The organism is Rhodococcus sp. 05-2255-3B1, from assembly GCF_002258545.1.
In the GTDB taxonomy this organism is placed as follows: Bacteria; Actinomycetota; Actinomycetes; order Mycobacteriales; family Mycobacteriaceae; genus Rhodococcoides.
On record NZ_NOZC01000003.1, the window covers coordinates 115409 to 137146 of the forward strand.

The window sequence follows — 21738 nt, forward strand, 5'->3', positions numbered from 1 at the left end:
CTCGCGTTCACGATCGACGATCGGCGGCTCCATGCGCAGCGTGACTGGCGAGATCTCGACGTCTCCGTAGACTTTTCGGGTGTCCGTATCAACCTTCCTGTCCGCATCGTCCCTTCCCGACCCGTCGCTGTTGCGAGATCTCGACACCCGAGCTTTCGAGTTGACTGAGACCGGACGCGACTGGCTGGTCGATCGTCCGCTGCAGGCTCTGGGCTATCTGGTCCTCGCCATCGTGCTGCGACTGGTCCTGCACAAACTGATCGACCGATTCACCCGCAACAACGTCGGGAAGTCTCCGATGCTGTTGCGCCCGCTCCGCGACCGGTCGTCGAGCACCGTCAAGGGCGCGATTCTCAACGAGCGTCGCAAACAACGGGCCAACACGATCGGCTCGGTGCTCAAGTCGGCGGTCTCGGTCATGATTCTCACGTGGTTCGTGCTCTCGGTGCTCGATGTGGCGGGGGTCAATGTCGCTCCGTTCATCGCCTCGGCGGGCATCGTCGGTGTCGCCTTGGGCTTCGGTGCCCAGAACCTGGTTCGAGACTTTCTGTCGGGCATCTTCATGCTCCTCGAGGACCAGTACGGAGTGGGTGACGTCGTCGACCTCGGTGAAGCGACCGGCACCGTCGAGAGCGTGGGGCTACGCGTCACGACGATCAGGGATGTCAACGGCACGGTCTGGTACTGCCGCAACGGCGAGGTGCTGCGCGTGGGCAACATGAGTCAGGGCTTCGCGGTCGCCGTTCTCGATCTGCCCGTGTCCCACACGGCCAACATCGACGAGGCCCGCGCAGTCGCCGAACGCACCACGCTGAAGGTGGTGGAGTCGAAAGACTTCGCCGACGACATTCTCGAACCGCCCGAGATGCTCGGGGTCAATGCGGTCAGCGCCGACACGGTCACCATCCGCATCACGATCAAGACCCGCCCCGGCCGCCAGTGGGCCGTGCAGCGCCGACTCCACCAGGAGATACTCCAGGCATTCGACGATGCCGACATCAAGGCACCGTACGCCCTGGGTCGCCCGGGTGGGGTCGTGGCCGAGCGCGGCAACTGAACAGACCATGATGGTGAGCGACGCCGACCAGGAACGAACAGAGAGAGTGTGATGACCGAACCGCAGCAGACGTTCTACGACGCGGTAGGCGGTGCCGAGACGTTCCGGTCACTCACGGCGAAATTCTACGAGGAAGTCGCCAAGGACGAGATTGTGCGCCCGTTGTACCCGGAGGAGGATCTGGCACCGGCCGAACGGCGGATGCGGATGTTCCTCGAACAGTACTGGGGCGGTCCGCGGACGTATTCCGACGAGCGCGGCCATCCTCGATTGCGGATGCGACACAACCCGTTTCGGATCGGACCGATGGAGCGAGACGCGTGGCTTCGCTGCATGCACATCGCGATCGCGTCGATCGACCCGAAGGTCATGGACTCCGCGCACCGAGCACAGTTGATCGACTACATGGAGATGGCCGCCAATTCGATGATGAACTCGGCGATCTGACGGCGGCAGCGCAGCGGGTTACAGCGATCCGACCCGCTGCGGGCTCTTGCCGCCGGCAGCGGCCTTGAGGTTGCCCATGCGGGTGCGAACGGAACCAGCCACCTTGAGTGCGAAACTCACGGGCGCCGGCAGATGCTGGCGCAGAATGGCGTGCTTGCGTACGTAGTTCTCGACGTGCCACTCCGACCAGGTGCCCGCACGGAACAGTGCAGCATCACCCGGGAGCAGGGTGCGCGGTGCGTGGTCGTCACTGGACACGGTCACCGAACCGTCCATGATGTGCACGATCTCGTCGACGGCGAAGTACCAACGGAAACGTCCCGCAGTGCAGTCCCATACGTTGGTGGTAGTAGTGCCGTCGATGCTCTTCGACCACTCGGCGAGGCGCGCCTGCGGGTTTCCTTCGAGAATCCAGGTGGGTTCGATGGGGCTGTCGTCGAGTGCGATGTCGCCGAGTCGTACGGCTTCGATGGTCGAAGTGATCATGGTTTCCGTCGCGTCCTCACCGTCGGGCGCGGCTTCCGCCGCTACTGGTTGCCAGAGCAGAAACATACAACACTTTCTCAACGAAACGGCACGAGTCGGTCATGTGAATGAGCACAAAGCTTTACTGTTCGTTGACCTGACATCCTGCCTCCCACTGTGCCCCAACGCCCCTGAATCGTTCCGCGGCCGATCGTTTGGCACTATTGCCCCTTGTGACCGATCCGATCGAAAGCTCCGAGCTGCTGTGGTGGCAGGACGCCGTCTTCTACCAGATCTATCCCCGGTCGTTCGCGGACTCCAACGGTGACGGCATCGGTGACCTCGACGGAATTCGGGACAAGCTCGGCTACCTCGAACTGCTTGGTATCGACGCCGTCTGGATCGGACCCATCACGCGCTCGCCCATGGCCGATCACGGGTACGACGTGTCCGATCCTCGCGACATCGACCCCTTGTTCGGCAACCTGGAGATCTTCGACGCGTTGGTCGACGAGGCTCATGCGCGCGACATCAAGGTCACGATGGATCTGGTGCCCAATCACACCAGCAGCGAGCACCCGTGGTTCAGATCGGCCCTCGCAGCTACGCGCGGTAGTGCCGAACGAGCCCGCTACATCTTTCGAGACGGACGGGGTGACGACGGTTCGCAGCCACCGAACAACTGGCCGAGCATCTTCGGTGGCCCGGCCTGGACCCGCATCACCGAGCCCGACGGGTCCCCCGGCCAGTGGTACCTGCACATCTTCGCGCCCGAGCAGCCGGATCTGAACTGGGACAATCCCGAGGTGTTCGAGGACTTCGCGCGCACCCTGCGATTCTGGCTCTCCCGCGGCGTCGACGGCTTCCGACTCGACGTGGCGCACGGTATGGCCAAACCGGTGGACCTGGCCGACATGAGTCTCGAACTGAACGCGTTGATGAAGAACGACGACGACGATCCCCGATTCAACAACCCTAGGGTCCACGAGCTGCATCGACGCATCAGAGCCGTCATGGACGAATTCCCCGACGCGGTGACCGTGGGCGAGATCTGGGTGCAGGACAACGTGCGGTTCTCCGAATACATCCGGCCCGACGAGCTGCACCTGGGCTTCAACTTCCGGCTGGCCAGTGTCGATTTCGATGCGTCGACCATCCGCGACGCCATCTCCAATTCCCTCGCCGCTGTCGAACTGGTTGCCGGAACTCCCACGTGGACATTGTCGAACCACGACGTCGAGCGCGAGGTCACCCGGTACGGCGGTGGGGACCGGGGTCGGGCGCGCTCCCGCGCCATGATTCTCGTCGAATTGGCCCTTCCCGGAACAATTTTCGTGTACAACGGTGCCGAGCTCGGGTTGCCCAACGTGCAACTGCCCGACAGCGCGTTGCAGGATCCGGTGTGGGAGCGATCCGGGCATGCCGAACGTGGCCGAGACGGCTGTCGGGTGCCGATGCCCTGGGAGGGACACTCACCGCCCTTCGGATTCTCCTCCACGGATCGAACCTGGTTGCCGATGCCGCCGGAGTGGGACGGGTACACCGCCGAGGCGCAACTCGAGGACGTCGATTCGATGCTGAGCCTCTACCGGACGGCCTTCGAACTGCGGGCGCTGCGTCCGGAATTCACCGGCACCGGAATCGATTGGTACGGATCACCTCCCGGCTGCCTGGCGTTTCGCCGAAGCGGGGGTCTGATCTGTGCCCTGAACGCGTCGGAGGAGTCGATCCCGCTGCCTCCCGGCGAGTTGCTGCTGGCCAGTGCCCGGATGGTGGACGGCAAACTTCCGGCGAACGCTGCTGCGTGGCTCGTCTAACGCTCGACGGTGAGCGACAACTGCTGTCCCGCCCGACGAGCGAAGATCGACCCGTAGCGGGCATCGAGGCGTAGCCACACCTTCGACACGCGCACCCGAACGACCTCGTCGGGTGCGATTCGATCCGGGTCGATGTCGACGGTCAACGGGTCGCTGCCGCTGTGCGGAACGAAACCCATTGCGGTGAGGGCGAACACCGTCCGCATGGAGATCGACACGTCGTCGGCGTCACCGGCGACGTGGAGAACTTCCTGTTCGAGCAACGAACTCGGCGGGCCGTGGCTGCTACCGTGCTCCTTGGCCAGTGCGACGCCGCGTTGCGCGAGCCCCACGAGCACCCTGGCGGGCACATCGTCGAGATGGTCGAATCCGCCGTCCGGCGGCAGGGCACCGCGCCACGCGGAATCCATCGAGAACCCCGGGTCGATCACACCGTCGACCGCCTGCGCCGCCGCCGCAACCAACACGTCGGCACCGGCACTGGTGTCGTCGGGCACCACGGTTCCGGTGATCACCCGCGCTGCCAGCGCATCGAAACCCGTTGCTGCCCAACACGAAACACCGCCACCCGCTCGGGTCCGCATACGGATCACCGCAGCTTCGTCCAGACGCAGCGCCCTGCTGCAGAACGTCGCGAGGTTCTCCCGCTCGACCGCGTCGGGAACGGTCAGTACGCGCTCATACACGCTGCCAGCTCATCAAGAACTCGCGCTCGGTCGGGGTGAGTCGACGCAACCGCTGCGCATCGATGTCGAACGCCGCGATCTGCGTCGAGGCCACGACGGCGGCAGGGGTGTCCAGCGAGGCACCCCTGGCCCGCACCTCGTAACCGACGACGAAGTCCACCGCCCGCACCGCATCGATCCACATGAAGACATCGAGGGGACCGTCCTCGTGCCGGAGCTGGCCTCGATACTTCACGTGCAGATCCGCGATCACCGCTCCGTGACGCAGGTTCGCCGTGGGCCTCCCGTCCACCAACAGCCACGGAATGCGGGCCTCTTCGAGGAGAGTGACCATCCGGGCATGGTTGATGTGTTGGTACACATCCATGTCCGACCACCGCACGTCCACGGTGGCATGGAAGCCCACTCGCGCGGTTGCAGGTCGCTGGTCGGACAGATGGGCGTCGGGCACACTCACGTGGTCAATCCCTCTTCTCGGTCGAGTGTCGTCGTTTTCGGCAGTTGCGACGTGGTGCGGAAGGTCATGACACCGTGTCGATCACGGCACCATGTCGGTCACGGCACCGTGTCGGTCACGGCACCATGTTGCGCACCTGTCGGGCAGCGACCGACAGGGTGGCCAGGTCGAGGGTTCCCGACTCGGCGATCTCGGTCAATGCCGCGCGAGACCTCGCGAGCCGGGACGAGTTGGTCGACTCCCATTCCGCGATCTTCTCCGCTACCGACTCCTCCGGCTCGCCGCCTGCCAGTACGGCCTGCGTGATTCCCCGGAGAGAGGAGTACAGGTCGTCGCGAAGGGCCAAGCGCGCCAACGAGTGCCAGCGATCTCCACGAGCCAGCTTGGAGACGGCAGTGAGCAACCAGTCGATACCGATGTGCGCGTCCAGGGCGAAATAGAGCTCGGCGACCTCGGCTCCGTCCCGATCCACGATGTCGGCGATGTCGATGATGTCGAGCAGGCAGTACACGTCGAGCAACCCGTAGATCCGACGAGCCAGGTCGGCCGGCGCGCCGCGTTCGATCGCCGCAGCCGATCGCGAGTCCAGGTCGCTGGCTTGATGCCCGGAGATCCACGTCGACACCGACGGTTGCAGTGCCCGCACCTGGCCGGCGTACCGGCTGATCTCGGCTCCGACGGCCAGCGGCTGGGGACGGTTGGCGAGCAGCCACCGCGAGACGCGGTCGAGCATGCGGCGCGACTCGAGCAACAGTTCGGCCGAGACCGCTGTCGGCACGTCCGCGGCCCTGATCGAGTTCCACACCTCGTCGAGTCCGAATATCTCGGTGGCGGCCGCGAACGCGCGAATGGCATCGGTGCCTGCCGCACCCGAATCCTCGGTCAATCTGTAGGGGAACGTGATGCCGCCGCAGTCGATGGCCTCGTTGGCCAGCGTCGTGGCCACCAGCTGCCGCCGGAGCGGATGTGCGGTGATCGCGTCGGCATACGGCTCGCGCAGCGGCTCGGGGAAGTACTTGGGTAGCCGCGGAGCGAAGACGTCGCTGTCGGGGAGTTCGCTGTCGAGCAACTCCGCTTCCAACGCCAACTTCACGTGAGCCATCAACGTCGCCAGTTCCGGCGAGGTCAATCCTCGGCCGTCCTGCTTGCGTCGACGCAGGTCCGCCTCGGTCGGTAGCGCCTCGAGCTCTCGGTCGAGTCCGCGGCGCACTTCCAGGTCCTCGATCACCCGGCTGTGCACCGTGACCAGGCTCGGTGCGTCGAACCTCGATGTGCCGAGCAGCTCGTTCTGCATGATGTTGTCCCACAACACCAATCTGCCCACCTCGTCGGTCATGGACGCGAGCAGCTCGTCTCGATCCTCGCGCGCCAGGTTGCCGTTGGTGATGGCCGTTTCCAACAGGATCTTGATGTTGACCTCGTGATCGGAGCAGTCGACACCCGCCGAGTTGTCCACGGCGTCGGTGTTGATCTTGCCTCCGGCAGCGGCGTATTCGATGCGGCCCAGGGCGGTGGCTCCGAGGTTGCCGCCCTCCCCCACCACTGCGGCGCGGACGTCGATTCCGTCGACCCTGACCATGTCGTTGGCCTTGTCGCCGACCTCGGCATTGGTCTCGGTCGATGCCTTGATGTACGTGCCGATTCCGCCGTTCCACAGCAGATCGGCCGGAGCCCGAAGGATTGCGTTCACCAGCTCCGGCGGAGACAGCGCGTCCACGGAATCGCCCAGCCCCAAGGCGGCACGTGCAGCCGCACTGATCGGGACGGACTTGCGGGTCCGTTCCCACACTCCACCGCCCGCACTGATGAGCGAGGTGTCGTAGTCCGCCCACGACGACCGCGGCAGTGCGAACAACCGCTCCCGCTCGGCGAACGAGGACTCACGCTCGGGGTCGGGATCGAGAAAGATGTGCCGGTGATCGAACGCGGCGAGCAGGCGAATGTGCCGGCTGAGCAACATGCCGTTGCCGAACACGTCCCCGCTCATGTCGCCGACACCGACGACGGTGAAATCCTGGCTCTGCGTGTCGATTCCGAGCTCGCGGAAGTGGCGTTTGACGCTCTCCCACGCACCCTTGGCGGTGATGCCCATGGCTTTGTGGTCGTAGCCGGCCGAACCACCGGAGGCGAAGGCGTCGCCGAGCCAGAAGCCGTACTTCGCGGCCACGTCGTTGGCCATGTCGGAGAACGTCGCGGTGCCCTTGTCCGCGGCAACGACCAGGTAGGTGTCGTCTCCGTCGCGGCGTACGACGCCGGTGGGAACCGTCACCGTTCCGGTGGCACGGTCGAGATTGTCGGTGATGTCGAGCAACCCGGCGATGAACAGCCGGTAGCAGGCCTTGCCTTCCTCGGCATGGGCCTGACGATCTCGATCGGCGTCACCGGTCACGACGGGGGGCCGCTTGACGACGAATCCGCCTTTGGCTCCGACCGGCACGATGACGGCGTTCTTGACCATCTGGGCTTTGGCGAGTCCGAGGATCTCGGTCCGGAAGTCCTCACGTCGATCCGACCAGCGCAGTCCGCCGCGAGCCACGGCCCCGAACCGCAGGTGCACACCTTCGACGCGGGGTGAGTACACGAAGATCTCGAACTTCGGCTTCGGCTTGGGCAATTCGGCGATCGACTGCGGGTCGAACTTGAGCGAGAGGTACTCGCGATGTTCGCCGTCGACTCCCACCACGAAGTAGTTGGTTCGCAAGGTCGCGCGAATCAGCTCGAACATGCTGCGCAGGATTCGGTCGGCATCGAGGCTGACGACCTCGTCGATCAGTTCCCCCAGCTGGGTACCGATCGACTGCGCGTTCTCCTCCGAGCTCGCCTCGGGATCGAACTGCGCCTCGAACAACCCGACCAACAGCCGAGCGGTGCGCGGATGCGTCAGCAGCACACCTTCGATGTTGAACTGACTGTAGGGAAAACCGGCCTGGCGCAGATACTTCGCGTAGGCGCGCAACACCACGGCCTGCCGCCAGTGCAGGCCCGCGCGCATGACCAGCTCGTTGAACCGGTCTGCCTCGGCAGCGCCGCTCCACACCGCCGCGAACGCGTCGGTGAACCGATGCTGCACTCGGCTCTCACGATCGGCGGTGCCTGCCTCGGACAATTCCGCATCGATGTCACCGTCGATTGCCGAGCGCAGCATCTCGCGCGAGGCGGAGAGCCCGAAATCATATATCCAGCAAGACATTCCGTCCGGCCGAACCACGGGGTACGGTCGTTCGTCGTCGACCTCGACGCCGAGGCTCTGCAGAATGGGCAGCACCTGCGACAGCGAGACGCCCGCGCCGCCGATGTACAACGAAAACCGCCAACTGCCAACGGCGGACTGCTCGTTGCGGTAGAGCTGCATGTCGATCGACTCGGCACCGAGCCCTTCGAGGCGCGCGATGTCGGTGACCGCCCGAGCCGGACTGAAATCCTGCTTGTAGGCCTCGGGGAACGCCTCGGTGTACCGCTGAATACGCAGCGGGTCGACCGTACGGTCGAGCGAGACTGCGTCGCCGAGGGAATCCTCCCAGGTTCTGGTGGTCTCGGTCAGCGCCCCCTCGATCCGGGTGATGTCCTCGGCACCGAGCTCCGTCGACGCCGTTCCCGGTGCGCGACGAACGGTCACGTGCAACAGCGCCAGGTCCGATTCCGTCACGCGCGCTGTGTAGTCGAGAGAGGTACCACCGAGTTCACGGAGCAACCGATCCTGGATGGCGAGACGCACACGGGTGGTGTAACGATCGCGCGGCAGGTACACCAGGGCGGAGACGAAGGAGCCGCTGGCATCGGGCCGGACGAACAGTTTGACCTTGCGCCGACGGCCAAGTGCCAGAACAGCACTCGCGGTCTCGAACAGCCAGGCCGCAGAGGTCGCGAACAGTTCCGAGCGCGGCATCGACTGCAGCACCTCGAGCATCGCCTGACCGGAGAACGACCCGAGATCGTGGCCTGCGCGGGCGATCACCGATCGAACCCGACGCTCGATCACCGGAATGTCGAGCACGTTCTCGTGCAGCGCCGTGACGGTGAAGACGCCGACGAAGCGGTGCTCGGCGGAGTTCTCGTTGTCGAGAACACTCACGAAGTAGGGGTAGACCGCGCGGTGCACCGTGGCCGGACTCGCACCCTGCGTCAGGGTCACCAGATCGCGCTGACCGAGTAGTTCCGAGCCGTCCACCTCGTGCGCCGCGTCGCGCAGGACACCGAGACTGCTCGACTCGTCGCCGGTGGCCGTCCGTGCGCCGTCGACTCCGTCGATCCGGTAGCGGCGGTAGCCGAGGAGCGTGTAATGGCCGTCCCCGAGCCAACGCAGCAACGCGGCGGCGTCGCGATGATCGACGGCGATGTCGGACTCCGGATCACCGGCCCGCTGGGCCGCTTCGTCGAGCAGATCGGCGACTTCGGCCTGCACCCGACGCATTCGATCGGTGTCGCCGACCACCTGACGCACGTCGGCCAACACCCGGCGCGCCTCCGACTCGACGCGGGCGAGCGCGTCCTCGGACGTGGCGGGATGCAGCTGAACGTGAATCCAGGATTCGCGTCGACCGTCGGGGGTCAGGCCCGTCAGCTTGCCGTCGGCGTCGCGGGCCACCGAGAGGATGGGATGAATCACGTCGGTGTACTCGATGCCGAGTCGGGAGAGCAGCGAGATGACCGATTCGACGAGGAGCGGCATGTCGTCGGTGACGATCTGCAGGTAGCTGCCCGCGGCCCGATGGGCGGCAGAACTCGACTCACTCGGTCGGTGAACCGCCACGTTCGCGGTCTCGGGACGCCGCTGCGCGGCCAACCGGACGTGCCGATGAAAGGACGTGGTGTCGGGGCTGTGCGCGGACGCTCCGACGGCCGTCGTGTCCACGTGCTCGAAGTACTCGGCACGCAGGGTCGCCAGCTCGGCCAGGAGTCGGTCGTCGAGCCCGTTGGCCCAATCGTTGTCGGGCAGGTCCAGCGAGCGTGGCATGGTGTTCGAGTACTCCCTCGTGAGGATTTTCCCGACGCCCGCCGATCGCCGGTCGTCGATGACTACTCGACCTTAGTGTCGAACACCCCGTTACCGCAGTGACCTCGCAGACCCAGCGCGTGGCGCGAACTGCGCGACGGCTCTATTCGACGTGCAGGTACTCGGTGAGCAGTCCCCGCTCGTGCTCGTCCAGAGGACGCGACGACGAGGTGGCGAGATCGAAGGCGACCATCGTCGCCTCGGCGTCCGCACACAGTTTTCCGTCGCGGTCGGTCACCACGTGCCGGACGCCGTAGGAGGTGGTCCCGATACGCGTGACCCACAGCTCGATCGTCAACGGTCCGGAGTCGTCGAGAATCGGGTGCAGAAAATCGGTGACGAGCTTTCGGACCACGGCCGCACCCCGTTGCTTCGAGCCTCCCAAGACCGCGTTCAGAAACTGAACGCGGCCTTCCTGGAGGTATTCGACGAAGCGGGTGTTGTTGACGTGGCCGAGGCGATCGGAATCTCCCCACCGCACCTGGAGCGTGCAGGTGAAGGTCTTTCCTGCCACGTCAGTCCCTGGTCAGCTTCCGGTGTGTGACGCGATGCGGACGGGCCGCGTCGGGTCCGAGGCGTTCGACCTTGTTGGCCTCGTAGCCCTCGAAGTTGCCCTCGTACCAGTACCACGCGGCCTCGTTGTCGCCGAAGCCACCTTCCCACGCCAGGATGTGCGTGCAGGTGCGGTCCAGGAACCACCGGTCGTGCGAGATGACCACGGCGCAACCGGGGAATTCCTCGAGCGCGTTCTCGAGCGATCCGAGTGTTTCGACGTCGAGGTCGTTGGTCGGTTCGTCGAGCAGGATCAGGTTGCCGCCCTGCTTGAGTGTCATCGCCAGGTTCAGACGGTTGCGCTCACCACCGGACAGAACTCCTGCAGGCTTCTGCTGATCGTGACCCTTGAACCCGAACGAACTGATGTACGCGCGGGACGGGAACTCGGAGTTGCCGACGGTGATGAAGTCGAGGCCGTCGGAGACCGTCTCCCACACCGTCTTCTTCGAGTCGATGCCCGACCGGTTCTGGTCGACGTAGCTGAGTTTGACCGTCTGTCCGATCTTGACCTCACCGCCGTCCGGCTCCTCGAGCCCGACGATCGTCTTGAACAGCGTCGTCTTACCGACACCGTTGGGGCCGATGACGCCGACGATGCCGTTGCGGGGCAACGTGAACGAGAGATCCTTGATCAGTACGCGGCCGTCGAAGCCCTTGTCCAGGCTCTTGACCTCCACCACGACGTCGCCGAGGCGCGGCGGGTTGGGGATCTGGATCTCGTCGAAGTCGAGCTTCCTGGTCTTCTCGGCCTCGGCCACCATCTCGTCGTAACGAGCCAGACGAGACTTGCTCTTGGCCTGACGCGCCTTGGCACCGGAGCGAACCCAGGCGAGCTCGTCCTTGAGGCGCTTCTGCAGCTTCTGGTCCTTCTTGCCCGATACCTCGAGGCGTTCGGCCTTCTTCTCCAGGTACGTGGAGTAGTTGCCCTCGTACGGGTACAGGTGTCCGCGGTCGACCTCGGCGATCCACTGCGCCACGTGGTCGAGGAAGTACCGGTCGTGTGTGACGGCGAGAATTGCACCCGAGTACGCGGCCAGGTGCTGCTCGAGCCAGAGCACGCTCTCGGCGTCGAGGTGGTTGGTCGGCTCGTCGAGCAGCAGCAGGTCCGGCTTGCTCAGCAGCAGCTTGCACAGCGCCACGCGGCGCTTCTCACCACCGGAGAGGTTGGTGACGGGCGACTCGGGCGGCGGGCAGCGCAGCGCGTCCATCGCCTGTTCGAGCTGTGAGTCGATCTCCCAGGCATCGGCGTGGTCGAGCTTTTCCTGCAGCTCGCCCATCTCTTCCATCAGCTCGTCGGAGTAGTCGGTGGCCATCAGCTCGGCGATCTCGTTGTACCGCTTGAGCTGGACCATCGTCTCGCCGAGGCCGTCCTCGACGTTCTCACGAACGGTCTTGGTGTCGTCGAGGACCGGTTCCTGCATGAGGATGCCGACCGAGGCACCGGGAGCGAGGAACGCCTCACCGTTTCCGGGCTGATCGATTCCCGCCATGATCTTGAGGATGCTGGACTTACCGGCGCCGTTGGGGCCGACGACGCCGATCTTCGCTCCCGGATAGAAGCTCATCGTCACGTCGTCGAGGATGACTTTGTCGCCGTGCGCCTTGCGCACCTTCTTCATGGTGTAAATGAATTCAGCCATGACGCCCAGCTTATCGGTGCGAGCGAGTCTCCGGCACCACCGCCCGAGGGCGCAGCCGCCGTCCACACCCGATCGTAGGTTCCGATGCAGCGCGGACGGCGGGTCCCGGGTCTGCGTCAGGCCGGAACGGACTCGCGCACGTCGTCGTCGATGCGGTCGTGATCGCGATCCTCATCCGCGTCCACGGGTTCGGTCGCTCCCGGATCGCCGTCCGTCGCAGCGTCGGATGCCACCGCTCGCGTCCGGTGGATCGAGACGTTGCAGCGCGCGAGATCCGGTCCGACGGCACTGGCCCGCATCTCGAGATCTGCGCGTTCGACTCCGTCACGATTGGTGTACTCGTTGGTGCGTAGCTGTCCGTAGGCGATGATCGGGTCGCCCTTCATCAGCGACGCCCCGACGCCGCGCACCAGGCGACGCCAGCACGTGACCGTCAGGTAGAGGGTTCCACCGTCGGTCCATTCGCCGGTGTTGCGGTCCTGCCGTCGGGCGTTGCTGGCCATCCGGAAGCTGAGGACCTCGTCGCCGGTGGGCGTGGAGCGCTTGACGGGATTGGTGATGACCGTGCCGACCACGGCGCATTGTGCTTCGTACATGTTGTCTTCCCCTCGATCGATGTCGCGTGATTGCGATCGAGTTCGAGACTGCTACGCGGAGAACGTCCGCGGTGAACGAGTCGGCGAAATGTGGACAACTGCCCGGTCTGTGGATGAACGGCCGGAATCGGGGTCCGTGAGAGCCGAGAATGTCGGGGAGGTGTGCTAGTCGGGAATTTCGGCGTACGTGTGGCCGTCGAGCACGGGAACCACGCGGCCCGCAGTGAGCGAAGCAACAAGCGCCGCAGTCGAATCGGCGTCCGGCACCGCGACGGTCAGTACCGCGCACGCACCGTAGGAGGTGCCGACCACCAGGACTCCGTGCCCCCGCAGTTCCGATTCCACCCGGCCGACCTCGGCGTGATCGAGTTCGAGCGTCATGATCTCGCGTCGCTCCCGGGTCAGGAACGTCGCTCCGGACAGGGCCTCGGTCACCGCGCCGCCGTAGGCACGCGCCAGTCCGCCGGTGCCCAGCTTGGTTCCGCCGAAGTATCTGCTGACGACCGCGACGACGTTGGTCAGGTGATGGCCGCGGAGCACGTCGAGCATCGGTGTACCTGCCGTGCCACCGGGTTCACCGTCGTCGTTGGACCGCTCGATGCGCTGATCGGGGTCGGCCAGTGTGTCGCCGGCCGAGGAATCGACGATGAAAGCCGAACAATGATGTCCGGCAGCAGGATCGGCCTTGCGAGCTGCGGCGATCACCGCCCGCGCCTCCGCTTCGGTGCCCGCGCGATCGACGACGGCAACGAACCTGGACTTCTTGACGTCGGTCTCGCACTCGACGCGGCTCGCGATGGTGCGCAGTGGGGTCACCCGGTCACTCTCATGCAGCCACACTGTCCACGACATCGTCTGCGGCACGGACCAATTGGGCGTACATGCCGTCGTTCTCGAGCAGCGAATCGTGGGTTCCGACCTCGCGAACGACGCCGTGGTCGAGTACTGCGATGCGGTCCGCGGAGCGCACCGTGGACAGTCGATGCGCGATGAGGATGGTCGTTCGCCCCTCCATCAGGCCGTCGAGCGCGGTTTGCACTGCGCGTTCGGTGCGATTGTCCAGAGCACTGGTCGCTTCGTCGAGCACCAGGATCGGCGGGTTGCGCAGCACCGTTCTGGCGATCGCGATGCGCTGCTTCTCACCGCCCGAGAAGCGGTACCCGCGCTCGCCGACCATGGTGTCGTAGCCGTCGTCGAGGCCGTCGATGAAGTCGTGGATCTGCGCCGTGCGAGCCGCCGCGACGATCTCCTCGTCGGTGGCGTCGGGTTTGGCGAATCGCAGGTTCTCTCGAATGGTGGCGTGGAACAGGTACGTCTCCTGGGAGACGACGCCGACCAGGTCCGCGATCGTCTCCGACGCGAGCTCCCGCAGATCGATGCCGTCGATGGTCACCGTTCCGGCCGTCGGATCGTGTAGCCGCGCAACGAGATAGCCCAGGGTCGTCTTACCGGATCCGGTGGCACCGACCAGGGCGAGAGTGCTTCCGGCCGGGACCGCGAGGTCGATAACGCTCAAGGTCGGAACCGTTGCCGCGGCGTAGGTGAAGTCGACACCGCGGAATGCGACGTCGCCGCGGACGGTCTCCCGGGGCAGTGCCACCGGGTGGGCGGGCTCGGCCACGTCGATCGGTAGATCGAGGTACTCGAACACGCGACCGAACAGGGCGAGCGAGGCCTGTACCTCGACACCGGTGTTGAGCAACTGCATGGTGGGCCGGAACAACTGGGTCTGCAGAGCGGTGAACGCGACGAGGGTGCCGATCGTCAGCGCGCTCCCCTGCCCGATGGTGATGCCGGCGAACCAGTACACCAGTGCAGGCATGACGGCGAAGCTGATCTGGATGGTGGCCATTCGCCATTTTCCGGCCATCATCGCCGCGAGTTCGACGCCCGCGACCTCGTGGGACCGGGCGGCGAACTTGTCGGTCAGAGCCTGGGCGGAACCGGTGGTCTTGCCCAGCAGAATGCCGCTGACCGACAGTGATTCCTCGATCTGCACCGACAGGTCGCCGAGCAACTTCTGTCGTTTCGTGGAGATCTTGCGCCGCTCGTCGCCGATGCGGCGGGCGACGCGGACGAAGACCGGCAGGATGATCAACGAGAACGTGGCGAGCTTCCAGTCCAGCAGGAAGAGTGCGACCACCGTCGCGGCAACGGTCGTGGCGTTCTGCGCGATGGACGTGGCGGTGTTGGTGACCACCGATTGCATGCCGCCGATGTCGTTGGCGATACGTGATTGGACCTCGCCGGTGCGGGTGCGCGCGAAGAACCCGAGGGATTGGCGTTGCAGGTGCGAGTAGACCTGGACGCGAAGATCGTGCATGAGTCGTTGACCGACGCCGTTGGACATCCAGGTCTGTACGACGCCGAGAGTGTTGGTGGCGACTGCAACTGCGATCATGCCGAGTGCGATGAAGCTGACGAGCGTGACGTCGCGGTCGGGTATCGCATGATCGAGGAGTTCGCGAAGAAGCAAGGGGGACGCGAGCGCGATGATCGCGCTGACGACGATGATCGCGCTGACGGCGGCGATCTTGCGGCGGTAGGGCGTGAACAGAGCCAGGACTCGGCGCACGGGTGCTGGATCGGACGCGAGGAGAGAACGTTCGGGTCGGCTTTCCAAGTAGACCTCCGTGGTAGCTGAAGTGCGGGGTCACCGAAGTGATATGCAGAGGCTACCTCACTATGAGGTAGCCGGCAACCGTCGCTATGATCCGTTGCATGGAAACCGGACACTCGCCCAACCTGAGCGATTCGTTCATGGCCGTTGCGCGGCGCATCCGACGCAGCCACATGGCTGCGTTGGAACCGTTCGGCCTCAATCCTTCGCAGAGCCGAGCCCTGCACGTGTTGGCGCGCGAGCCCGAGTCCGTGCGACTACGCGATTTGGCCGAACACCTGCGGATCGTGGCGCGGTCGGCCACCGACATCGTCGACTCGCTCGAGGCGGCGCATCTGGTGACGCGGCAACAGGATCCGAGCGATCGGCGAGCCGTCCTGGTCGAGCTGACCGACACCGGCCGTGCGCTGCTGGACCGGATCGACGACGCACGCCGTCAGGTGTCCTCGGACATGTTCGACGGCCTGGAGCCCGCGGAACGCGTCGAGCTGAACCGACTGTTGAGCAAGATCGCCGAGACGGACTGACCCGAAGGCCGATCAGCGCTCGCCGGTTCGATCGCGTCGAGCGAGCTCGGCGAACATCGCATTGTGCGCGGCCAGATCGGCATCGTGATCGCGCTCGGCGGCGCGGTCACCACGCCTGGCATCCCGATCGTCGCTGCGGGACCACTGGATCAGCAGCGCCAGCATGACGAGCACCAGCGGAACCTCGCCGGTGGCCCAGGCGATACCGCCGCCGAGCTTCTGATCCCCGAGCAGATCGGAGTTCCAATCCAGCCCGAGCGTCCGGTAGAACCAGGCACCCATCACGGTGTTCATACTCATCAGTGCCACTCCGAAGAAGGCATGGAACGGCAGCGAACCGAACACGACTGCGAGTTTGGTGACCGGAGCGATCTTGCGCGGAGACGGATCGACACCGATGACGGTCCAGTAGAACAGGTAACCGCTGAGCACGAAGTGCAGGTTCATCAGCAGGTGCGCGCCGTGACTGTCCAGTACCGCTCCGAAGATGCCACCGAGATAGAGGACGTAGAAGCCGCCGACGAAGATCAGCGAGGCGACGAGCGGATGGGTCAGGAACTGCGAGATTCGACTGTGCAGTCCGAGCAACAGCCATTCACGAATCCCGGGAACGCCGTCCTTGCCCGCCGCGGGCAGCACCCGCAATGCCAGCGTCAACGCACCACCGAGCGCGAGGAGGACCGGTGCCAGCATCGAGAGCATCATGTGACCGGTCATGTGCACGCTGAACACGGCCGTGGAGTAGCGACCGATTCCCGAGGACGTGCTGATCAGAAGCGTCAGGCAGCCCAGGACCCACGCCACGGTACGGCCGACGGGCCACGCGTCGCCGCGCAGCCGCAGTCGACGAACGCCGATCAGATACACCACGGCCATGACGATGGCAGCGGTACCGAAGATCAGATCGAAGCGCCAGTCCAGCGCCATTCGCGCGAACGTCGGCGGGCCGCTGAGGTCGTATCCGAGTGCAGCCTCGGTCGGCGTGAGATCGGGGTCGATCTCGGCGGGAGGCGGTGTGCGGCCGAGCCCGACGGCCAGTCCGATGGTCGCCGCGAGGACCAGTACCTCGGCTCCGGCGAAGCGAAGCAGCGGCCCGCGGGCCGAGGGATCGGCGACCAGGGCCGGTAGTGCGCGGCGACGCTGCATCCAGCCGAAACCTCCCAGCACGATCAGGGCCACGATCTTGCCCACGATCAGCAGGCCGTAGGTGGTGGTGAACAGGTCGGAGATCGATACGCGAACCAACGCGTTGATGACGCCACTGATGCCCATCACCACGAAACAGACTCCGGCGATCGTGGAGAATCGGCGAGCCGCGACATCGGCATGCGCACCGTGCCTGCGAACGTGTGCCAGCAGCGCGAACAGTCCGCCCGCCCACAGCGACGCGGCTCCGAGGTGCAGGATCAAGCTGTTGGTGGCGATGTCGTGCGATCCGCCCGCCGAGGAGTGGCCGCTCAGCGCGATCGGCAGCAGCGTCGCCAGGGAGAACCCGAGCAGTGCGGGAGTCCAGGCCCACCGCAACACCGTGCGCGACGCGATGGCGAGCACAACGGCCATGATGGCGGTCCAACGCCAGGCGCTGGCGATCTCCACCTGGTCCAGTGCGACCCACAGGTTCGCCGGCTTGATGGCTTCGGTGAAGGGCTGCCCCGAGGTGTCGGAGAGTGTCAGCGGCACGAGAAGCAACGCGCAGACGGCCCAGACGATCGAGGCGACCGAACCGGTCCGCACGGCGCGGTACCCGTCGACGTCGAGCACGCCGTTCTTCTGCGGCGGTACGAGGAACGCGGCCAGCAGGAACGATCCGATGGCGATGACGGCGGCGATCTCGCCTATCGCCCGTAGGGCAGGTAGACCGTAGGTCGTGGCCGGGCCCGGGTCCGGTATTCCGAGCAACACCAGGGCGTCGGACGCGGAGAGCATCACGATGAGTGCGGCAACCACACCCGCGATGACGCCCGCGGTGACGAACACCGTGGTCGTGGCCGAACGCGGATCCACATCCGCCCGGACATCGTCCGCCTGCAATTCGGCGGTCGAGGGTTCGGTCTTCTCGAGATCCGGTGTTGCCATACCACCAGAGTAAGAGGTGATCGGCGGTAGTCGAAACGCGAGTCCTACACAGCGTCGTACTTGCCCGTGCTCACGGCCTCGGTCGCGTCGTGGTGGATGCGTCCGCGTCGGGCGCGCAGCGGTTCACCGGTACCGCCCCAACGGTGGGCGATGATCTCCGCGGCGATCGATACCGCTGTCTCCTGCGGCGTCCGCGCCCCGAGGTCGAGCCCGATCGGACTGGCCAGACGAGTGAGTTCGGTCTCTGTCAGACCCGCCGCACGCAACCGAGCCGTGCGGTCGTCGTGGGTACGGCGTGATCCCATCGCGCCGACGAACGCCAGAGAGGGGATGCGCAACGCCACTTCGAGCAGCGGCACGTCGAACTTGGGGTCGTGCGTCAACACACAGACGACAGTGCGTTCGTCCACCTCTCCCGCCGCGAACTGCTCGGACAGATAGTCGTGCGGCCACGCGACCACGACCTGCTCGGCGGCGGGGAACCGCTGCGGGGTCGCGAAGACTGCCCGTGCGTCGCAGACGGTGACGCGGTAGCCGAGAAATGCGCCCTGCTGCGCCACCGCGGCGGCGAAGTCGATGGCTCCGAACACCAGCATCCGCGGCGGCGGAGCGTGGCTCGAGACGAACACCTCCATCCCCTCCCCTCGTCGCTGACCGTCGGGGCCGTAGGTCAGAACAGCCGAACGACCCGCGGCGAGAAGCCCTTTCGCATCGTCGGCCACGGCGGCGTCGGCCCGCGCGCTGCCCAGCGAGCCACGGGTGCCCGATTCTCCGACGACGATCCTTCGGCCGAGCCGTTCCGGATCGGAGTGTGCGACGACGGTGGCCACTGCCACGGGCACGTTGCCGCGAACGTCCGCGACGAGAGCCTCGAATTCGGGAAACGTGTGCCGAGAGATCCGCTGCACGAAGACGTCGAGCGTTCCGCCGCAGGTGAGTCCGACGGCAAAAGCGTCGTCGTCGGATATCCCGTATCGCGTGAGAACGGGCGCGCCGCAATCCATCACGTCCTGTGCGAGGTCGTACACCGCACCCTCGACACAACCGCCCGAGACCGATCCGGCAACGGCACCGTCCGAACCGACGACCATCGACGCACCGACCGGACGCGGAGCCGAGTCGAAGGTGCGAACCACCGTCGCGACCGCGGCCACGTCGCCGGACTGCCAGCTGTGCAGTACGTCGTCCAAGATGTCGTGCATCGAACCTCCTTCGGCACAGGTCGGAAGGATTCCGAGAACACCGGCTTCCCTCAGGATGCCAGCTCGCCCCGTGCCTGCTTCGACGGCACGGGCGGAAAGGTACACTCGTCAACCGTGCTCGAGCGGGTCCACCCCGCACGCGCCAGCCTCCGTAGCTCAGGGGATAGAGCAAGGGCCTTCTAATCCCTTGGTCGCAGGTTCGAATCCTGCCGGGGGCACCAGAGCAGTCACATTCAAACCTGCGCCGCAAGGCGCAGGTTTTTCTATGTCTTCGCTGGTCAGCACCGATGGCGGGACATCGTCTGCTTCGAGTGCAGGGTTCCGCTGGCCACGAGAGTGCCGCATTGCCGCAGCTGCGATGTCAGCACTCATAATGGTGTCAAATGGCTCAGCCCACTCGACAGTCACATAGTGCTCATGCACGAAGATACTCTTGAAGAACGCCTGATTGAGCAACCGCCTCGCCTGCCTTCCGCCACCTTTGGTCGCCGCAGCCCGGTATGCCCGCTCGGCATTTACTGCGTACTGCAAGGCTCTCTCGACGGCGCTGTCGAATGCGTTGGACTGGATGTTTGCGGCTGACAGCCGAGATTCGATGCCCGAGAGGCTGTGTGCGATCCGGTCCTGCTCCTGTTTCAGAAGATCAATCGGCACAGCTCCTGCATAGTGCGCTTGCAGAAGCCGCATCCGCTCCGACTCTAGCCGAACCTTCTGCTTGGTCAGGTCACTCCGCTCCCGGTCGACGCCAGACCGGTATGTCGCTACGTCGTCCCGTACCAACGACCGGATTTGTTCAGCAAGCTCTGGATCGAGCCGGACGGTGAGGTAGTGCTTCTCCACCAACTCCTCTACGACCGAGATGAGCACTGCTTTCATCTGACAGTCAGTCGTCTTCTGATGACGCCCCAAGCAAATAAAGTACGGGTACACCGTCCCGGAGCGGTTTTTGGAGTTCGTGATTATCAGTCGGCTGCCGCAATTGCCGCAGTAGACCGATGACTTCAGGTAGTGCGGATGTTCGCGCTGCTTCTCACCGGTTGCATGAGAAGACAGCACGTCCTGGACTTTGTCCCAGGTAACTTCGTCGATCAGTGGCTGGTGTCGACCCGGGTACTGCGCGCCGCGGTACACGACGTCGCCCTTGTAATACGGCGTAGTCAGAATTCTGTACAGGCTGTTGTATTTGATCGGTCTCGCAGGACTCTTCGGCGTCGGTCGGGTGGTCAGACCGCGATGTTCGAGCTCGGACGCCATCGACTTGAGCGTCCAGTCTCCCGTCGCGTAAGCCGAGAATGCCCAGGTGATGTGCGGCGCTCGCTCCGGATCGACGACAACTGTGCGCACCTGAGCCCCGTCATCATTGATTACCTGAACGTTCTGATACCCCAGAGGAGCTCGCCCTGGCGTGCCACCTGTGCGAGCCTTTTGCTCCATGCCCTTGTTCACCTCAAATGCGAGGTTCTGGCTGTAGAACTCAGCGATCGAACTCATGATGCCGTGGAGGAGCATTCCCGACGGTGTCTCGTCAATATTCTCTGAGGCGGACACCAATTCTGCTCCAGCCTGCTTGATCGCCCAGTGGATCTGAGCGTCGTCGAGACGATTCCGTGCCAAACGATCGACCTTATGCACGATGACGTAATCAACAGTATGGGTCTTCAGATATCCCAACAATCTCTGGAGTTCAGGACGCGACTTGGCCGATTTTGCCGACTCTCCACGCTCAACAAACTCCTCCACGATGACAGCTTCTTTCGCTGCCGCTTTGCGCCTGTTCGCTTCTCGCTGAGCAGGCAACGAGTACCCCTCGGGGTCGCCGTCGCGTTCGGCCTGCTCCTTGGTCGAGACGCGTAGGTAGGAAACCGCGCTCTTCGCCGGGTGCGCGTCAGCAGGTTCTGTCGTCGCCTGATTGGTGGTCACGATGTGAACTCCCTCGCTCGCGCACTTACCGTGTTCTTCTCCCCGGCATCGCAACTTCCTATTGTTGTGTGGTTGCGAAACCGTTGGGGAACATCGACTAACCCCGTCTGGCGAAGTCGCACTGCGATGGCCAGTGCGCTCACCTCGAAGTGCGCTGCGAGATCGTCCGTTCGTTGCATGCCGGATCCCCAAGCTCCCTTCAACGCGCGGCGGGGTATCAACAGGCAACCTGCGAAATAGTCAGCTATCCGTTCGATTTGCGTTGAGGCAGAGACGACCTTGCTTCCGCGGTACAAATCACGACTGCGACCGTGATCGATGATGTGTTTGTACTCATGCGCGAGCGTGAAGCGCTGACGCGGCAACGAGTCGGCGCGATTCAGGAGAATCACCCACGTGCCCCGTGCCGTGTCCCAGTAGCTGGCTCCGGCAATGAGACTGCCCGTGTACGAAATCTCGATTTTCGGCAGTTCGCTGATGATCTCGGTTGGCGTTGCACCGTTGATGACGCCGTGTGCGGCGAGTAGTTTGTTTGCCTGCAGTTCGGCGATGCGGAGCGCCTCGTCATGCGTCACGTCGCTGCGTCGCGGGATGACTGAGCGCAGGTGTGCGAGAACACTATGCGTCTGTAATTGGTTTCGATCTGTCATTATCTCCTCCTCCCCCTGGTTCGGGTGTCG

The 21738-nt window shown here is 64.8% G+C and carries 16 protein-coding genes, 1 tRNA gene and 1 pseudogene; 5 read left to right on the top strand and 13 right to left on the bottom strand.

Translation table 11 applies throughout. From position 1 onward, the window contains the following. Positions 1-97: 97 nt before the first annotated feature. Both CH249_RS01110 and CH249_RS01115 read left to right on the top strand, forming a co-directional pair. The gene (locus tag CH249_RS01110) at positions 98-1057 is read left to right on the top strand and encodes a mechanosensitive ion channel family protein (RefSeq protein ID WP_045199538.1); all 960 of its coding nucleotides are present in this window, start codon (positions 98-100) and stop codon (positions 1055-1057) included. Positions 1058-1108: 51 nt separating this feature from the next. Then, positions 1109-1504, top strand: coding sequence for a globin (locus tag CH249_RS01115; RefSeq protein WP_032394607.1), 396 nt, complete (start codon positions 1109-1111; stop codon positions 1502-1504). Between the two features lie 18 nt (positions 1505-1522). Here the strand turns inward: CH249_RS01115 and CH249_RS01120 are convergent, their stop codons facing one another. Continuing rightward, complete coding sequence (locus CH249_RS01120) at positions 1523-1990, bottom strand: cupin domain-containing protein (protein ID WP_094682709.1); 468 nt, start codon at positions 1988-1990, stop codon at positions 1523-1525. 212 nt (positions 1991-2202) lie between these two features. Between CH249_RS01120 and CH249_RS01125 the strand changes: the two genes are divergently transcribed. Continuing rightward, a complete protein-coding gene (locus CH249_RS01125) occupies positions 2203-3786 on the top strand; it encodes a glycoside hydrolase family 13 protein (RefSeq protein ID WP_094682575.1) in 1584 nt (527 codons plus the stop codon). Here the strand turns inward: CH249_RS01125 and CH249_RS01130 are convergent. The 8 genes from CH249_RS01130 to CH249_RS01165 all read right to left on the bottom strand — a co-directional run bounded on the left by CH249_RS01130 (position 3783) and on the right by CH249_RS01165 (position 15288). After that, entirely contained in the window at positions 3783-4472 is a 690-nt protein-coding gene (locus tag CH249_RS01130) for a hypothetical protein (protein WP_045194580.1), read from the bottom strand. The two genes, CH249_RS01125 and CH249_RS01130, sit on opposite strands and share 4 nt — an antisense overlap. After that, positions 4465-4929, bottom strand: coding sequence for a thioesterase family protein (locus tag CH249_RS01135; protein ID WP_052049348.1), 465 nt, complete (start codon positions 4927-4929; stop codon positions 4465-4467). Before CH249_RS01135 ends, CH249_RS01130 begins: the two co-directional genes overlap by 8 nt. Before the next feature lie 115 nt (positions 4930-5044). Then, a complete protein-coding gene (locus CH249_RS01140; RefSeq protein ID WP_094682576.1) occupies positions 5045-9883 on the bottom strand; it encodes an NAD-glutamate dehydrogenase in 4839 nt (1612 codons plus the stop codon). Between the two features lie 142 nt (positions 9884-10025). Further along, positions 10026-10436: a thioesterase family protein gene (locus CH249_RS01145; protein ID WP_094682577.1), complete on the bottom strand. Its 411-nt coding sequence runs from the start codon at positions 10434-10436 to the stop codon at positions 10026-10028. Position 10437: 1 nt separating this feature from the next. Beyond that, entirely contained in the window at positions 10438-12117 is a 1680-nt protein-coding gene (ettA, locus tag CH249_RS01150) for an energy-dependent translational throttle protein EttA (RefSeq protein WP_032394612.1), read from the bottom strand. A gap of 116 nt (positions 12118-12233) precedes the next feature. Next, positions 12234-12713, bottom strand: a complete 480-nt coding sequence (locus CH249_RS01155) for a single-stranded DNA-binding protein (protein WP_094631065.1) — start codon at positions 12711-12713, stop codon at positions 12234-12236. Positions 12714-12878: 165 nt separating this feature from the next. Continuing rightward, positions 12879-13529: a YigZ family protein gene (locus CH249_RS01160; RefSeq protein ID WP_230596663.1), complete on the bottom strand. Its 651-nt coding sequence runs from the start codon at positions 13527-13529 to the stop codon at positions 12879-12881. 10 nt (positions 13530-13539) lie between these two features. After that, positions 13540-15288, bottom strand: a complete 1749-nt coding sequence (locus CH249_RS01165; protein ID WP_094682578.1) for an ABC transporter ATP-binding protein — start codon at positions 15286-15288, stop codon at positions 13540-13542. 146 nt (positions 15289-15434) lie between these two features. Between CH249_RS01165 and CH249_RS01170 the strand changes: the two genes are divergently transcribed. Further along, a complete protein-coding gene (locus CH249_RS01170) occupies positions 15435-15860 on the top strand; it encodes a MarR family winged helix-turn-helix transcriptional regulator (RefSeq protein ID WP_254924271.1) in 426 nt (141 codons plus the stop codon). A 12-nt stretch (positions 15861-15872) separates the two neighbouring features. Here the strand turns inward: CH249_RS01170 and CH249_RS01175 are convergent, their stop codons facing one another. Beyond that, positions 15873-17936 (bottom strand): cytochrome c oxidase assembly protein, encoded by a 2064-nt coding sequence (locus CH249_RS01175; RefSeq protein ID WP_179273112.1) that lies wholly within the window; start codon positions 17934-17936, stop codon positions 15873-15875. 44 nt (positions 17937-17980) lie between these two features. Next, positions 17981-19138, bottom strand: a complete 1158-nt coding sequence (locus CH249_RS01180; RefSeq protein ID WP_094682711.1) for an XdhC family protein — start codon at positions 19136-19138, stop codon at positions 17981-17983. A gap of 145 nt (positions 19139-19283) precedes the next feature. On the opposite strand from CH249_RS01180, the gene CH249_RS01185 reads away from it, so the two are divergent. Beyond that, positions 19284-19359: transfer RNA gene (locus CH249_RS01185), tRNA-Arg, on the top strand. Positions 19360-19975: 616 nt separating this feature from the next. Here CH249_RS01185 and CH249_RS28660 read toward each other — a convergent pair. Next, positions 19976-21058, bottom strand: a pseudogene (locus CH249_RS28660) (recombinase family protein); the annotation flags it as partial. Next, positions 21055-21708 carry an ImmA/IrrE family metallo-endopeptidase gene (locus CH249_RS01195; protein WP_094682579.1) on the bottom strand — a complete coding sequence of 218 codons (654 nt, stop codon included), beginning with the start codon at positions 21706-21708 and terminating at the stop codon, positions 21055-21057. The pseudogene CH249_RS28660 and the gene CH249_RS01195, both read right to left, overlap by 4 nt. Between the last annotated feature and the right edge of the window lie 30 nt (positions 21709-21738).